The sequence below is a fragment of the Candidatus Neomarinimicrobiota bacterium genome (assembly GCA_017656425.1).
Lineage (GTDB): Bacteria > Fidelibacterota > UBA2242 > UBA2242 > B5-G15 > JACDNV01.
The window spans coordinates 1-15,178 of record JACDNV010000005.1 but is presented as its reverse complement, the minus strand read 5'-3'; the positions used below and the strand labels follow the sequence as shown (position 1 = coordinate 15,178).

12 protein-coding genes are annotated in these 15,178 nt (G+C 33.8%); 2 read left to right on the top strand and 10 right to left on the bottom strand.

Annotated features, from left to right (window positions below; genetic code table 11):
* Positions 1-26 precede the first annotated feature (26 nt).
* The 7 genes from H0Z29_04660 to H0Z29_04630 all read right to left on the bottom strand — a co-directional run bounded on the left by H0Z29_04660 (position 27) and on the right by H0Z29_04630 (position 5,521).
* A complete protein-coding gene (locus H0Z29_04660) occupies positions 27-1,661 on the bottom strand; it encodes an arginine--tRNA ligase (GenBank protein ID MBO8130797.1) in 1,635 nt (544 codons plus the stop codon).
* Positions 1,662-1,736: 75 nt separating this feature from the next.
* Positions 1,737-2,108 (bottom strand): ribosome silencing factor, encoded by a 372-nt coding sequence (gene rsfS, locus H0Z29_04655; protein ID MBO8130796.1) that lies wholly within the window; start codon positions 2,106-2,108, stop codon positions 1,737-1,739.
* Between the two features lie 9 nt (positions 2,109-2,117).
* Positions 2,118-2,648 carry a LytR C-terminal domain-containing protein gene (locus H0Z29_04650; protein ID MBO8130795.1) on the bottom strand — a complete coding sequence of 177 codons (531 nt, stop codon included), beginning with the start codon at positions 2,646-2,648 and terminating at the stop codon, positions 2,118-2,120.
* A gap of 12 nt (positions 2,649-2,660) precedes the next feature.
* The gene (locus H0Z29_04645) at positions 2,661-3,122 is read right to left on the bottom strand and encodes a hypothetical protein (GenBank protein ID MBO8130794.1); all 462 of its coding nucleotides are present in this window, start codon (positions 3,120-3,122) and stop codon (positions 2,661-2,663) included.
* Positions 3,123-3,286: 164 nt separating this feature from the next.
* Entirely contained in the window at positions 3,287-4,138 is an 852-nt protein-coding gene (locus H0Z29_04640; GenBank protein ID MBO8130793.1) for a pantoate--beta-alanine ligase, read from the bottom strand.
* 11 nt (positions 4,139-4,149) lie between these two features.
* The gene (gene panB / locus H0Z29_04635) at positions 4,150-4,944 is read right to left on the bottom strand and encodes a 3-methyl-2-oxobutanoate hydroxymethyltransferase (GenBank protein ID MBO8130792.1); all 795 of its coding nucleotides are present in this window, start codon (positions 4,942-4,944) and stop codon (positions 4,150-4,152) included.
* 73 nt (positions 4,945-5,017) lie between these two features.
* Positions 5,018-5,521: an NUDIX hydrolase gene (locus tag H0Z29_04630; GenBank protein MBO8130791.1), complete on the bottom strand. Its 504-nt coding sequence runs from the start codon at positions 5,519-5,521 to the stop codon at positions 5,018-5,020.
* 81 nt (positions 5,522-5,602) lie between these two features.
* Between H0Z29_04630 and H0Z29_04625 the strand changes: the two genes are divergently transcribed.
* Positions 5,603-6,511 carry a sugar kinase gene (locus tag H0Z29_04625; protein ID MBO8130790.1) on the top strand — a complete coding sequence of 303 codons (909 nt, stop codon included), beginning with the start codon at positions 5,603-5,605 and terminating at the stop codon, positions 6,509-6,511.
* Positions 6,511-7,524: an S-methyl-5-thioribose-1-phosphate isomerase gene (gene mtnA, locus H0Z29_04620; GenBank protein ID MBO8130789.1), complete on the top strand. Its 1,014-nt coding sequence runs from the start codon at positions 6,511-6,513 to the stop codon at positions 7,522-7,524. The genes H0Z29_04625 and mtnA overlap by 1 nt, the downstream gene beginning before the upstream one ends.
* 407 nt (positions 7,525-7,931) lie before the next feature.
* On the opposite strand, the gene H0Z29_04615 is transcribed toward mtnA, so the two are convergent.
* From H0Z29_04615 to H0Z29_04605, 3 genes are all read right to left on the bottom strand, one after another.
* Complete coding sequence (locus H0Z29_04615) at positions 7,932-10,871, bottom strand: DEAD/DEAH box helicase family protein (protein ID MBO8130788.1); 2,940 nt, start codon at positions 10,869-10,871, stop codon at positions 7,932-7,934.
* Between the two features lie 2 nt (positions 10,872-10,873).
* Positions 10,874-12,271, bottom strand: coding sequence for a putative DNA binding domain-containing protein (locus tag H0Z29_04610; GenBank protein ID MBO8130787.1), 1,398 nt, complete (start codon positions 12,269-12,271; stop codon positions 10,874-10,876).
* Positions 12,252-15,178 (bottom strand): hypothetical protein (locus tag H0Z29_04605; GenBank protein MBO8130786.1); only part of this gene is annotated, 2,927 nt, incomplete at its 5' end. The genes H0Z29_04610 and H0Z29_04605, both read right to left, overlap by 20 nt.

Genomic DNA, 15,178 nt, shown 5'->3' with positions numbered 1-15,178 from the left:
AAAAATAATATTTGTTTATAATTCCGCTACATTTTCTCTGGTGCTGAAATTCCTAAAACACCTAAACCAGATTTTAAAACATTCTTTACTGCTTTTACCAGCAAAAGCCTCGTCTGACTTAGTTCCTTGTCGTCTGACAGAACACGGTAAATAGTATAATACCTATGAAATTCTGTAGCGAGCTTTTGGAGGTAAACTGTAAGATGATGTGGTTCATAGGTCCTCATACAGACCTGCATTATATCTTTATATTCACCTATCATATTCATTAGTCTTAGTGTTTCTTCTTCACTTAACAAAGAGAGGTCTACATCTATCTTATCAATGTCAAAGCCACGCAATTTAGCGTTTCTTAAAATGCTTGCTATCCTGGCATGAGCATATTGCAGATAATAAACCGGGTTTTCTTCACCCTCTGTTCGAGCCAGCTTTAGATCGAAATTCAAATGGGCATTCATACTTCTCATTAAAAAGAAGTAACGCACAACGTCCTTACCAAGCTCATCTAGTAATTCAGATAATGTTACATAAGTTGCTTTCCGTGTGGACATCTTGATCTTTTTGTCACCTTCAACAAGTGTTACAAATTGATGCAACAGCACTACAATATTGTCAGTGGAATACCCCAATGCCTTTAAGCCTGCCAATACATCAGGATAAGTTGCATGATGATCAGCTCCAAATATATCTATTATTAAATCATAGCCCCTTTTGATCTTTGTTTCATGATATGCTATGTCGGGAAGCCTATATGTTGCCTCATCTACCACACTTTTCCACAAAACTTTATCACCTGTACCACCATACTCGCCCGCCTTAAACCATAACGCACCATCTTTTTCATAGACCGCTCCAATTCCCTTTAATCTATTTATTACGCTATCAACCAGACCTTTCTCATATAATGACTTCTCATTATAAAAACTGTCAAACTCAATATCCAACCTTTTTAAAGTATTCTTTATGTCCTCGAAAACCCATTTCTCAGCCATCTGTATGAAAATGGGATTATCCTTGTCATCTTTTAAAAAGTCACCGTACTCTTCATAAATTCGCTTGGCAATATCCACGATATACTCCCCCTGATAGTAGTCTTTGTGGAATTCTTCTTCTATACCCAGAATCTGTCTGTATCTCATGTATGTCGAATACCCCAGAATCCTCATCTGTCTTCCAGCATCGTTATAATAATACTCTCTATCAACCTTATATCCATGAAACTCAAGAATTCTGGCGATGGTATCACCAAGCACTGCCTGTCTTCCATGTCCCACAGTCAGTGGTCCCGTTGGATTAGCACTAACAAATTCAACCTGTGCTCTTTTACACGCACCAATTTTAGTTTTACCATAATCCTCACCTTTTTCAACTGCTTCTATAACATTCTTGGACAGCTCTTCCCGAGAGAGGAAAAAATTTATAAATCCTGGTTTTTTTATCTCTACCCTTTCAAGAAATGGTGGCAACCTATCAAGTTTCGAAGCAATATCCTTTGCCACATCTATCGGAGACTTTTTTAAATATTTTGAAAGATTAAAAGGTAGGTTTGTAGAATAATGTCCGTGTTCATCAGCTCTTGGTCTCTCCACTTTTATTTCTATCTCATCTTTTATTCCAAATGAATTAACAATATCCTGTAATAAATTTCTTATCTTATCCATATCCTCAACCAGCTTTTTACAGGCGAAATTTAACTATTTAATTAGAAGGAAAAAATAAAAGAAGGGATAATATCCCTAGTCGCTCTCTACAATTTCCATCGGGGCATCTGCCCATAGTCTCTCTAGATTATAATAGTTTCTTTTCTCTTCTGTAAACACGTGAACTACAAAATCAACATAATCCATCAGCACCCAGCTTAGATTACTGTACCCTTCAATATGCCAGGGATTGGCATACGGAGAAAGTTTTTTTTCTATCTCATCAACAATTGCCTTTACGTGCAGGTCTATTTCACCAGAGCAAATAACAAAATAATCGGTAATGGAGGTAAGGTTTTTCAAATCCAGAATTATAACATTATTGGCTTTTTTATCTAATGCTATCTCGGCCGCTTTCTTTGCTAAATCGTAACTTGTATAATCAGGCTTCTTTTTACCTTTCCCCATTAATTTAGATTAAAATTCCTCACTGATTGATAGTACATCATTATAAACAGGTAAATCCTTATAGTCCCTACCAAGTATTATTGAAATATCTATATTATAATCCGATGACTTCCTGGGAACAACACGTGATCTATCAAGCTTCATAACTTTTAAAAATTCAGCAAGCTTCTTACTATCGCCTCCTCTATCTATTACCAATGTCCTGCTGTAATTCATTCTGTCCGCATTTCCGATATAAAGAACATCAAAACCCTCTTTTCTTAGAAAATTAGAAAACTTATGGGCAAGACCATTCACTCCACATCCGTTCAATACCTCGACTTTTGTATCCAGAAATCGCTTATAACCTATTAAATCTTCAGGGCTTCCATAAATCTCATCGATTGTTGATAGATTAATTTTGTCTTTATTTGATGTATATTTCGATATCATTGAAAATATAAATCCAACAACCACTACCGTTAAACAGAATATTACAAGATTCAAAAGCCATTTCTGTACTTCACTACCTGATAATGAATCCTTTTTCCTCTTTTTCATTCCAGCCTTTCATTAACGATGCAAATAATAATAGCGTGGATAATAATAGTAAGGTTCTTTGTCAAAACGTAGGTTCAAAATAGTATTCCTTGTCGGTCTATAAATCAACTCTGCACCATAAATTAGATTATTCCAGAGATTATTCTGTATCCCAATTTGATTAAAAGGACTGTATATAAATCCTATTTTCGTATTTAATAACAGTTTATCCGAAAGTAAAAAGGACATTCTATTTTCGTACATTCCAATAGAACCGGTCAAACCACCCATTGAAAAATATGATAATGAATAGCTCTGGCTCATGTGGAATCTTTCAGGACTGAATATACTATAAGAACCATTCATTATGGAGGGCATCTGAATCCTCTCTTCAACCGACATTTTCTTTTGTACCTGATTCTTTAGCTGTGCATCCAAATTGTAAGCCAAAACAAATACAACAATTAATAAAATTACCAACTTTAATGCTCTCATTTTTCAACCCACTGACTAATTTCTAAGTAGATATTATATCATTTCCTGTTAATTGTCAAGGCAATAGTTTTGACAAATATTTTTAGTTTTGGTTAAAATCATAAAGGTATCAAGTCACTCTTCTATTTTTAGTTCATATCCGACAAAAATATTGAATATCAAATTTAATTATCCTCCATCAAGATAATGTTATCAATAAGCCTGGTTTTACCAAACCAAACAGCTACTGCAGCAAAAGAACCCGGAACCACCTCATTAACACTCTCAAGATTCTTATCTTCGACAACCTCAATATATTCAATCCTTGCAAGTGGGGCACTACTAATTGTCTCAGCTATTGCCTTTTTCAAAACTTCTGTGTTTCTTTCTCCCTTCTCTACCATTTCTTTAGCTTTTTTGAGTGCTTTATAAATAATGGGTGCCTGTTTTCTTTCCTCCTGACTGAGATAGGTGTTTCTTGAACTCATAGCTAGACCATCTGGTTCTCTTACAATTGGTCCAATTATTATTTTTACCGGAAAGTTAAGGTCTTCAACCATCCTTTTAATAATAATTGCCTGCTGGTAATCTTTTTGTCCAAAGACAGCTATATCTGGCTGGACAATATTAAACAGCTTGGCAACAACTGTTGTCACCCCACGAAAATGCACCGGTCTGAATTTCCCGCAGAGCACATCCGGAAGTTTCTCTGTAATGACATAGGTAAGAATTTGCTCAGGATACATTTCATTGACTGAGGGATGAAAAATTATATCAACGCTCCTTTCTTCAGCCAACTTCATATCTCGTTCAAGGTCACGGGGGTATCTATCATAATCCTCGTTTGGACCGAACTGTATCGGATTTACAAAAATCGACACAACCACTACATCGGACTTTTCCTTTGCAATATCCATAAGTCTTAGGTGTCCCTCGTGGAAGTAACCCATTGTAGGCACAAAACCTATTACCTTACCACTTTTCTTTAACCTATTTATCTCCTTTCTTAACTTATCTATTTTTTCTATTAATTTCATCGAGACATTTCCTAGTAACTTTCCTCATTAGAGGGAAATTTACCTTCTTTTATATCCTTTGCATAATTTTTTACTGCTTTTCTGATCTCATCACCAAGATTAGCATATCTTCGTACAAACTTAAACTTAACCTTATCATAAAGTCCCAGCATATCGTAAAGAACCAATATTTGCCCATCACAATAGGGACCTGCTCCTATTCCAATTGTTGGTATTTTTATTGATCTGGTTATCTCTTTTGCAAGATTTGCCGGAACCTTTTCAAGCACTAGGGCAAAGGCACCCGCCTCTTCAACTGCTTTAGCATCCTCTTTTATTCTCACTGCTTCATCTTCATCCTTACCTCTCAATCTGTAACCACCAAATTCATGAATACTCTGAGGTGTAAGCCCGAGATGACCTAAAACCGGTATTCCTATATCAACCATTCTTCTTATCAGATTACAAACCGGCTTCCCTCCTTCAATTTTCACTGCCTCTGCACCGGCTTTTAAAAAAAGACCTGCATTCTTTATAGCTTCATCTTCATTTACCTGATATGATAAAAAGGGCATATCAGCTATCAGTAGCGCCCTTTTTAAACCTCTTTTAACAGAGCTAACATGATAAAGCATTTGCTCAAGTGTGATTGGCAATGTATTCTCATATCCTGCACATACCATAGCTGCAGAATCTCCAACCAGTACAAGATCGACACCTGCCTCATCAATTAAATAAGCAAAGGTATAATCATAAGCAGTCAAAGCCACTATCTTTTCTCCGCTCTTCTTCATACTCCTTATAGTTTTAGTAGTTACCTTATCCATTTATTTTTCCTTTCAAAAATTTTTAAAAATATAACAATTCATATCTCATATACACTCAATTTACAGGTTACAGCTATTGTTTCTTTTTCTCACCCCACCATCTATTTAAAATTTCCTCATGAGGTTCAAAAACAAGTTCAGGTCTGGTTTTATATTCAAATAACCCAACATCAATCGAGTCATCTCCCGGTTTCATATCATAAAAATCTACAACTTCAACCTCATAACAAATTAATAAAATGCTGCTATACGTTTTGCTTTTGTGATATATTACATCAATTAATTTTGCACTTTTACCTTTTAGATTCGTTTCTTCGCATAACTCTCTCAGGACTGCATCAATCGGTGTCTCTTCCATTTCAATGAACCCACCAGGAAGTGACCAACCGCCTTTTCCGGGCTCAATCCCCCTTTTTACAAGAAGAATTTTATCACCACTGGATACAAGAGCAACAACGGTAGGTATCGGATTTTCATAAAGAATTAAATTGCATTCTCTGCAAAATGCTCTCATCTTAGATTCAATCTCTAAATAATCAACTTTTGCTCCACATCGGAAACAATACAGATACTTCATAATGATAATTTAGACAAATATTAAGATTATTGTAAACAAATATAACTTTTTGTATTTTCCTTTAGTTAATTGAGGTAAAAGATGAACAGTTTACCTGTTCTTGTTGTCGGGTCAGTTGCTATTGATGATGTTGAAACACCATTTGGTAAAATGGAAAATTCCATCGGTGGTTCTGCAATATATTTTTCCACCGCCTGTTCTTTTTTTACAAAAGTAAGGATTGTCGGCATTGCTGGCAGGGACTTCCCAAAAGAAGTTATAGAAAGACTACATGCAAGAGGTGTGGATACTACAGGACTCACTATAGAAGATGGGGATACTTTCAGATGGGGCGGCAGATACCATCAGGATATGAACTCCCGAGATACCTTATATACAAAGCTTGGACTCTTTGAAAAATTTAATCCTGAACTGCCAGATGAATACAAAAACACGCCTTTAGTTTTTCTCGGCAATATCCAGCCATCCTTGCAGCTACAGGTTATGAATCAGATGAAAAATTACAAATTTGTAGCATGCGATACCATGAATCTATGGATTGAAACAGCAAAAAACGAACTTTTGAAATTATTAAAAAAAGTTAACATGATTATTATCAATGACAGCGAATTACATGATTTAACAGGAGAAATCAACATTATTAAGGGATTGGAAAAAGTCCATAATATGGGTCCAGAATATGTTATCGTAAAAAAGGGAGAAAATGGAGCATATTTAAGTCACAACCTTGAACTTTTCTTTACTCCAACCTATCCTGTAAAACAACCTATTGATCCTACCGGTGCAGGCGATAGTTTTGCAGGAGGCTTTTTCGGCTATTTGTCAACGCAGAATACCATAGATTTTAAAACTTTAAAAAAGGCTGTTATTTATGGAAATGTAATGGGGTCTATCTGCGTTGAAGATTTTAATATTCAAGCCCTTCTAAGAGCTGATAAAAAAACCATCGAAGATCGGTACAATTCTATAAGAAATATGTTAAAAATATAATGATAAAATCCATTTACTATGAAAGAGATAGCCTGCTTCTAATTGACCAACGACTACTGCCGGGTCAATTAAAGATTGTCCAACTCAACAATATTACTGAAATAGAAAAAGCCATAAAAGAAATGATGGTGCGTGGTGCACCGGCAATCGGTATCACAGGTGCATACGGAATTGTGATTGGACAAAAGAATTATATAAACTCCGATACGGAAACATTTTTCCAGAAGCTTGAAGAAAATTACAAAACACTTGTTAATACTCGTCCAACTGCAATTAATTTAAAATGGGCACTTGATCGGGTGAAATCAATTGCAAGAAAGAATAAAGATAAGCCTATAAAGGAAATCTGGGAACTTATGCTTAAAGAGGCAAAAAAAATTCACAATGAAGAAATAGATAGATGTAGAAAAATATCTAAAAATGGAGCAAAGCTGATACCACAGAGAGCCAATATTCTGACACATTGCAATACAGGGCCTCTTGCAACTGGCGGTATAGGAACCGCACTCGGTTCAATAATACAGGCACATAAAAATGGCAAAGAAATACACGTTTTTGTCGATGAAACTCGACCTTTACTGCAGGGAGCACGATTGACAACCTGGGAACTCGAGCAGGAAAACATTCCACACACTCTTATAACAGACAATATAGCTGGGTTTCTAATGTCGCGAAAGAAAATAGATCTTATATTGGTTGGCGCTGATAGAATAGCTAAAAACGGCGATACAGCCAATAAAATAGGAACATATTCACTAGCAATACTTGCAAATTATCATAATATTCCTTTTTATGTAGCAGCTCCTTTTTCAACAATTGATACTACTATAGATGATGGCTCAAAAATACCAATCGAGTATAGAGACCCAGCTGAAGTTACTAATTTTAACGGTATTAAAATAACACATAATAGATGCAATGCAATATCACCAGCTTTTGATGTTACCCCATCAGAGTTAATATCAGCAATTATTACAGATAAAGGGATATTTAGATATCCTTACAGCTTTTAGCGAGCATATATATTTGTTAAGCGCAATGGCTCAATGCAGAACGCAGAATGCAAATTGAAAAATGCAAAATCGCCTTTTGTCAGATTTGGCTTTTGTACTCAAAATGTATACAGAAATAAATTTGACTTTTGCACTTTGCAATCTTCATTTTGCAATTGCCGTAAGGCTATTTTGCCCTTTGTGAAATCGCCTTCGGTGACTTCGTGAATTCAAGACGATTTAGACATACCACTTACAAAATGCCGATAATGGGACAAATGGTTAATCTATAAATAATAAAACATATTACAACCATTAATAAGAATCTCTTGTTTATTTCATTCGCAACTTTATTTCTTTCTTATGTAATTCCTGATTAAGTTTTGGAGCAACCGCAGAGTGCCCAAAGCCATCAAACATTTCGTTAATCAAGCCATTACTTTTAACATCTTTTCTATGTTATAAAACCAATATTGTTTATACTCATCGAGGGCTTTTGAAATATCCTTCGGTCTTAGTAGCAACTTTATTCTGACTTTGAATCCGTTGTAATTAAAAACCTTCTCTTTTCCGTTTTCCTCGAACAATACCTTATACCCATCAATTTTCCTGTAAGCACCTGTATGTTCTGTTCCCTTTGGATCAACAAAAACAATAAAGTAGTTATCCCCTTTCTTGAACCAGAAAATAAAATCCGGCTTAAACTTGCTGATTCTATTTGTTTCAGGGTTATAATAAGGGATATAAACTTCATCAAGGGATTCATCTAATTTACTGAAAAGCCACCAATCAAAATCATTGAACTTACTTCTATTTTCATTTAAATATTGTTCTAAGTCATTTACAAAGTTTACTTCACTTTGGGTTTTAATTATATGCTTGATGTAATCTATCTTTTCCTCATCAGATAAAATAAGTGGGAGGTAATAGTGATTGGCAACATATTTAATTGTAATTTTTTTATGATCACTCTCAAAAATTGTCTCTTTTTTTATTTTTCCTCTCCTTCTGTCATATTCATCTGGTGGAATTTTCCCATATTGGCTTTGTAGTTCTTTTATCCTTATTGGATAATCTCTTACCATTTCAATACTCTTAAGTATTTTATCTATGCTTTTAAGATAGACCTTGATATTTCTAAAATGTCTTATCTCTTCATCCAACTCTTTAAACTCTTTCAGTTCTTCCGGAGTTACACTAAAGTAATCAAATAGTCTCTGTACAAATATATGGATATTCTTGAAACTTCGCTCTGCATATTTATAATACTGATCAGAATTATATAAAGTTTTTCTCAAAACCCTAACTTTTTCTGGCGTAGTATCATAGTTCATAATAAAAATTCTATCATCATTTATATATTCAGAATATTTCTTCAAGATTTCAAAATCTGCCCTTGAAATCTCAAACTTAGCCAATCCTCGTTTCTTCATTAGGGGATAATCTGCCAATTTATAAACGGGTATTAAAAGTGTTTGTTTTTCAGCACATTTATTTACAAAAAGAGAGATTTGTTGGCCTTTTTCTTTGCTCTCACGTTTAAGCTCCTTGATAACTGTAAGCAAAGCACTTCTATTTGTCCCAAAAACAAACAATGTCTCTAAAGGACGACATAAATCCTTTATTTTTCCAAACAGATTATCATCTATTTCTTTGTTATTATAAAGTTCTACTAACCTTCGTCTTTTATTTGCAATCGGTTCAATTCTTATACCTCTTCCAATAGACTGCAGAATGAATTTCTTAGCGTCTGTCCCTGTACCAATATTGATAAAATTTATAATGTTTGGCCTATTAGAATCCCATCCTTCATAAAAGGCACGGGACCCCATTAAAATATTAATTGGTGAGTCATCCTGATTTATTCTTTCAAAGAATCCTTCCTCCTCAAACCGATGGTTTACATTGAATCTTCCTAATTCTTCTTTCAACCAGGATGGTATGTCTCCAGTTTTACTTAAAGCAAAGTGTTTATCAGATGTAGTAAGTTTAAAGGCAACCTGCTTCTTATCTGATGGTCTAAAGGAAATCTCGATCTCACCAGGGCTATCAGAGTTATAAACATACTTCCATATATCTTTCAATGTAATGCCTTTGAATATATTTTCATCTATCTTTATCCTTTTTCCATCCTCAAAGACAAACTCAGTCTCTTCTTTAAAAAATTCTTCCCATAGTTCATCTATAGACTCTTTAAAGACCATTTCTTCAATATCCCCTTTCCCAATCCTCTCAATTTCTCTAAAGAAGAGCTTTAAATCTGCATCCTCTGTATTGATAGAATTGACAAGGGTTAAAAGTAATGGCTTGTGATAGAGTTTTGTCTCAATCTTACTTATTTTTTCATAAAATTTTTTTGAATATGTTAGTAGAATTAAAGACTTCAAAACTATTTTCTGCTTTTCATCTCCACTGTAGTCTTCATCCTCTCTAAATGCCCGTATTTCTTGTCTTAATACGCTGATATGTTTTCCGTAACCCTTTTCAATAAATGATGAGAGGTTAAACTCAAATGCGGCGGTTATAACGTCCCTTGGATCAGTAAAGGTAGCAGAAAAATTAAATAAAAATCCATTTCTTGAAAGGATGGAATAAATATGCTGTCTTTTAGAATCTTCTTTATCCCCTTTGTGTGCTTCATCTAAGAATATATACCATTTCCCGTCATTGTCATAATTTCTGAAATCAATAATTTTTTCCTTCTGCTCATCACCAATGTTATCAGACCTGTAGTAAAATACCTGTGTTCCAAATAGAGACATTTGCCTTTTTACTTCAGGGTATTCTTTTAATTCCCGAAGTTCAATTTTTTCTGCGTCCGCATAATTTACCTCATCTACCATCCTTTTAAATTGTTCAATCAGATCATTCCTATGGGTTAGAAATAAAATATCGTATTCAGGGATTTCCCCTCTTGCCATAAGCTGTTTCAAGATTTTGATAAGTTTGATGATGATAAGAGTCTTACCGCTCCCTGTTGCCATCCAGAATGACATGCGGTTAATATAATTCCAATAAGGTATCTTTCCATCTTTAGGAGTGTAATATTCAGTAAGTAAATTATATATTTTTCTGTTCAGTTTATCTAATCTTATATCTAAATCTTCTTCTAAACTATTATTTTTATACCATTCAAATAATTTCTTTTTTCTTTCCTGATTTACCTCAAGCTTTTCTCCATTTACAAAATCTTTCAAATCTTCGTAGTATTTCCATAGTACCTTGATAGCATTCTCAACCGCCTTCTGTTGAAAATCCCACAACCTTTTATCTTTTGAAAAGCCCTCTAAGTTAAAATAGTTCCAGTTATATGGTAAGGTAGATATGCTGATATCTTCTATAATATTTTGTAAAAAGGTGTTATTCATAATTATTCCTTTTTCTCTCTGTCTTTCTTTTTTTGGCGTCTTTCTGGCGTCTTTCTGGCGTCTTTGGCGTTTTTATGGCTTCTTAAAACATATTCAGTTCCTCTTCCGGTAATACCCTTTTGTTCAAAAAGTCCTATGGAAACTAATGCAGATAAATCTCTTGTTGCGGTTCTTTCTGAAGTATTACAAACCTGCTGATATTCTCTATTCGTTATCTTCCCTGTTTGTTTAACATACATTACTGCCTTAATCTGTCTTTCATTTAACCTCATCTTTCTCAAATTTTCTTCTGTATAAATATCCTTATAAAACCAGACACTAAATCCTCCCTGTTCTTCTTTGTATTCAGGTTCAGGCAATCCCTGTGCTTTACATAAATCTACAATTCTTCTTGTGCCTGATCCCCATCTCTCAATAAAACCAGCAAGATAAAAAGCGTTTGCTATTAAAGGGTTTCTTGGATATGAGGAATGTTCCTTTTTTAAGTCATCCACAGTAAGCTGGGGAGGAAGTTTTCCCGGATTCCATATCCATATTTTGTCATCATATATCTTGATTTGAATTTCTGCTGTGCTTGAATAGTCTTTGTGAATAAGGGCATTAATTACTGCTTCTCTTATTGCCTCTATTGGATAGTCCCATATATCTTGTCTTTGAATGCCCTTTATCTCAAATCTTAGGTTCAGATGTTTCTTCATTGCCTCTAAAACCGTTTCTAATTGTTTAAAAAGATTGCCTTCTGCTATTACTGTATCAATAATATCGGTAGATGTCTTAAATCTCCCAACTCTTGTTTTTGCTGAGATAAAAAATTTCTGAGGGTTTTCTCCAAAGAGTAAAATAGCTGCATTTGTCATCTCTTTTTTATCAGCAATAAGATCCAGATTGACAAAAATTTTCTTCGTGGAATCCAGTTTAGAGATACTTGGTGTCCTGTCTTTAGCAAGGCTTTTGAATTCTTCCACAGCAGAAGTTTCTATATCAGAAAAACTTGCTTCACAAGTGAGACTATCCCATGTCCTACCCGTCTTCTTTAGCAGGAAATGTATTAATTCGTTACCTTTTACTTCCTGGCTGGTGCTACCACTTCTAACATAATATCTGCCATTGTATGAGACAGGAACAGTAGAAGGGAAGATTTTAATATAGATAATTTCTTCCCTATTTTTTCTTTCTACAGTAACTAAAGGAGTTATTCCAAGTTTATTTCTTATCTTATTTGGTAAATCCTCTAATAATTTTCTGGCATTCTTAATTCCTATAACCTTACCTTTATCATTCACCCCAATTATCAACTCTCCTCCATCTGTATTGGCAAAAGCACAGATTATCTTAAGATACTCATCCCACCAGGAGGATTTGAATTCGGTGGCGTGTGATTCAGGTTGTTCTAAAGCCATACTTCTTTTCTCTTTTTTCAAATGCATCCTTTCCGCCTTCTAAAATTAAGCAGACATGTTCTCTGATACCTTGTTTTTCTAAAAGAATTTCTGCTGAATCGTCTTTAGATGTATTTTCAAGAGAGCCACTAACATAAAATATTCTTGAATTTTGTCTCTCTAAACTTCTGTCAAAATCGGCAACGATTACTTGTTCGGAATCTGTATTCACAACAAGATTAGGATTATGAGTAACAATAATTACCTGTCTTCTTTTCTTGGCATCTCTGAAATATCTCACAAGTGTATGATAAATTGATCGGTTATCAAGGTTTTCTTCTGGCTGATCAATTAAAAACGGTCTTTTGTCTTCTTTATCCAGTTCTAAGAATAAGATAAGAAGTGCTACTCCTTTTAATCCCGGTGATAAGTTATTAAGTTCTATGCCATTAAATTTAATGGAATAACTTATATCGTAATACCTCGTAGAATAAAGCCAACTGTAAAAATCTTGTTCAGTATATCTTTTTTCCTTTAACTGAGAAGTAAGACTTTTCCCCTCTTTAGTAAATAATTCTTCAACCCTTTTTAAAAATTTCCTTATGGATTCCTTATCAGCTTCTGACATTTCTTTATTATCTAAATTTAAGCTAAACTTCAATTCTTCTAATTTTTCTTTAAGTTTCTCTGGTCTTGACTGACGAAACTCTCCCTCTGCTCTTAAATCTATAAGCTCATGTCCTTCGTCTGCCATTGAGTCTACATCAAAATTAAACTTAACCGCAAAATCAAATAATTTTTCATTTTCTTCTCCACTGGATTTTAGGATATTTTCTAATGGAGAATAAATCTCTTCTAGTCTCTTTTTTTCCTCAAAAATTAATTCAAAATAATTTAGGAAAAGACTTTCTCTATTCTCTAACAATTGAGGTAATTCTTTCTCTGCATCCTCAATTTTTTTAATGTCAGCATTCAAAGAATCTTTTTTCTTTCTTAATTCTGATAACGATTTATTTATCTCTTTAATTTTATCCTGTTTTGACTTTTCAAGATTTATCTTGCCGTTTTCTTTGTGAATATCCTTAAGAATATCATTTAATTTCGTTTGCCTCTTTTTAATTTTAGTCTCAATTATTTTATTCCTTTCATCAAGTACCTGCTCAAGATCTTCTGGGTATAAAACTACTCTTACTTTTTCTATGACTTCCTTTTTAACACCTATATCCTCAAGATCTTTTTTTAATTCATCTAAAAACTCTCTTAAATTTTCTAAAAATATGGCAACTTCACTTTTTATCTCTTCTATCTTTAACAATTTAGTTTTTAACCGTGAAATTGTCTTCTCAAGATTGGATTTTTTCTCGGTAAGAGCTTGGAGTTTAGTTAAAATTTCTTTTTGTTCTTCAGAGTCTTTTACAGCCTCTGATATTCTTTCAATTTCTCTCTCAAACCTTTTTATCTCTTCTCCAATCTTTTTAATATCTTCTTTTTTAGTGGGCTTAGATTTGATTAATAACTTATGCTGATATATTTGAGAATTTATATCTCGTATCTGTTGTGCAACTCTCTTTTTATTATTATTTATCACTTTTAATTGAGCATCCTTATAACTTTTAAAATCTGTATATGTAGCCTTAAGTTCTAGAGGAATTTTTTGAAAAATTACATCTTCAATTTGCCTTTCAAGTTCATTTTTCCCTATTTCAGAACATAACTGGTCAACATAATCTTGAGGCAAGTATCTCACTTTACCCTCTTTAACGAATTCTTCTAATTTATCTTTGATCTCTTTCTCATCAGAATTACCATCTTCCCATTCAACCTTTATCTTTGCTCCTTTTAACTCTTTAAATGCCTTCTTTAAGAATGACTTAGATTTATTCCCATCTTTCTCATAACATTTGTAGCTTTCTGTAGCATAAGCAATTAAGTCTAAGATAGCGGTCTTACCTGTTCCCTTCCCTCCTATAATGCTTACTAATCCTTCATTCAATAGAATTGGCTTGTCTTCAAACCAGTTATTTGAATTAGAGATTGTAATTGATCTGATTACTTTATTTCTTTCAATCTTACGCGGAGGCTCTTCACCTATGTAAACCCTCTCGTCAGGCTCATAAATTATCTGTTTTAAACCTTCAAATGTAGGGTCGGCTTTAATCCATAAATTGTTTCTTCCAATATCAGCCAAACTTTTAGCATCGCTTGAGGTTATACAGCAGATTGACTTAGGGATGCCTTTATCATCGCAATATTGTGTATTACGTCCTTCAATAATATTTTTCTTTCCGATATCCAAGATACCATTAATAGGTATCTGAAAAATTTGAGTCAATCTGTGGCTATAAATTCTTTTTTTTGTATTTCCACTTGAAATCCCAAAAAATCCTTTTCTGTTACCTATAACATGGGCAAAAATGCAAATCGCATCCCATTTTTCAGCCTCTTCCATTATCTCTTCCGTAGTCTTAGAAGAATTGTTTGTACTCGTAATTCGTATTGCTGTTAAAAAATGCTCTATTGTCTCTCTCCAGGTAGCACGCCTAAAATTTCTATTAACCACATCAGATTGAGTTTCTGGATTAAAAATCACTAAAAGGTGTATACCATCACTACTTTCTATTTCAACCCCGGGAAAAATTGTTATCACGTTTTCTTCTTTAAGGTTATTTTGTTTTGAAAAATATTCATTAGCTTCAATAATTTTATCAATCCAATCTGCCTTATTATGATCAGTTATTGCAATTGCACCCATATTATCTATAGAATAAATATGTTCTATAAAAACTTTTGGATACTCATCGTCGTTTTGTTCTCTTATAGAAATTGTATGATCAGAAGAAAATGTATAACTTGAATCAGATTTAGTATGCACATGTAAATCCCATTTTCTCCACTCAGATCCTCTTGGATACTTAAACCCACTCATCT

Excerpts from the sequence above, each read along its gene's own strand:
- H0Z29_04650 (MBO8130795.1), bottom strand. The coding sequence starts at position 2,648 with ATGAAAAAGAGGAAAAAGGATTCATTATCAGGTAGTGAAGTACAGAAA.
- H0Z29_04660 (MBO8130797.1), bottom strand. The coding sequence starts at position 1,661 with ATGGATAAGATAAGAAATTTATTACAGGATATTGTTAATTCATTTGGA.
- panB (MBO8130792.1), bottom strand. The coding sequence starts at position 4,944 with ATGGATAAGGTAACTACTAAAACTATAAGGAGTATGAAGAAGAGCGGA.
- H0Z29_04640 (MBO8130793.1), bottom strand. The coding sequence starts at position 4,138 with ATGAAATTAATAGAAAAAATAGATAAGTTAAGAAAGGAGATAAATAGG.
- rsfS (MBO8130796.1), bottom strand. The coding sequence starts at position 2,108 with ATGGGGAAAGGTAAAAAGAAGCCTGATTATACAAGTTACGATTTAGCA.
- mtnA (MBO8130789.1), top strand. The coding sequence starts at position 6,511 with ATGATAAAATCCATTTACTATGAAAGAGATAGCCTGCTTCTAATTGAC.
- H0Z29_04610 (MBO8130787.1), bottom strand. The coding sequence starts at position 12,271 with ATGGCTTTAGAACAACCTGAATCACACGCCACCGAATTCAAATCCTCC.
- H0Z29_04630 (MBO8130791.1), bottom strand. The coding sequence starts at position 5,521 with ATGAAGTATCTGTATTGTTTCCGATGTGGAGCAAAAGTTGATTATTTA.
- H0Z29_04645 (MBO8130794.1), bottom strand. The coding sequence starts at position 3,122 with ATGAGAGCATTAAAGTTGGTAATTTTATTAATTGTTGTATTTGTTTTG.
- H0Z29_04615 (MBO8130788.1), bottom strand. The coding sequence starts at position 10,871 with ATGAATAACACCTTTTTACAAAATATTATAGAAGATATCAGCATATCT.
- H0Z29_04625 (MBO8130790.1), top strand. The coding sequence starts at position 5,603 with ATGAACAGTTTACCTGTTCTTGTTGTCGGGTCAGTTGCTATTGATGAT.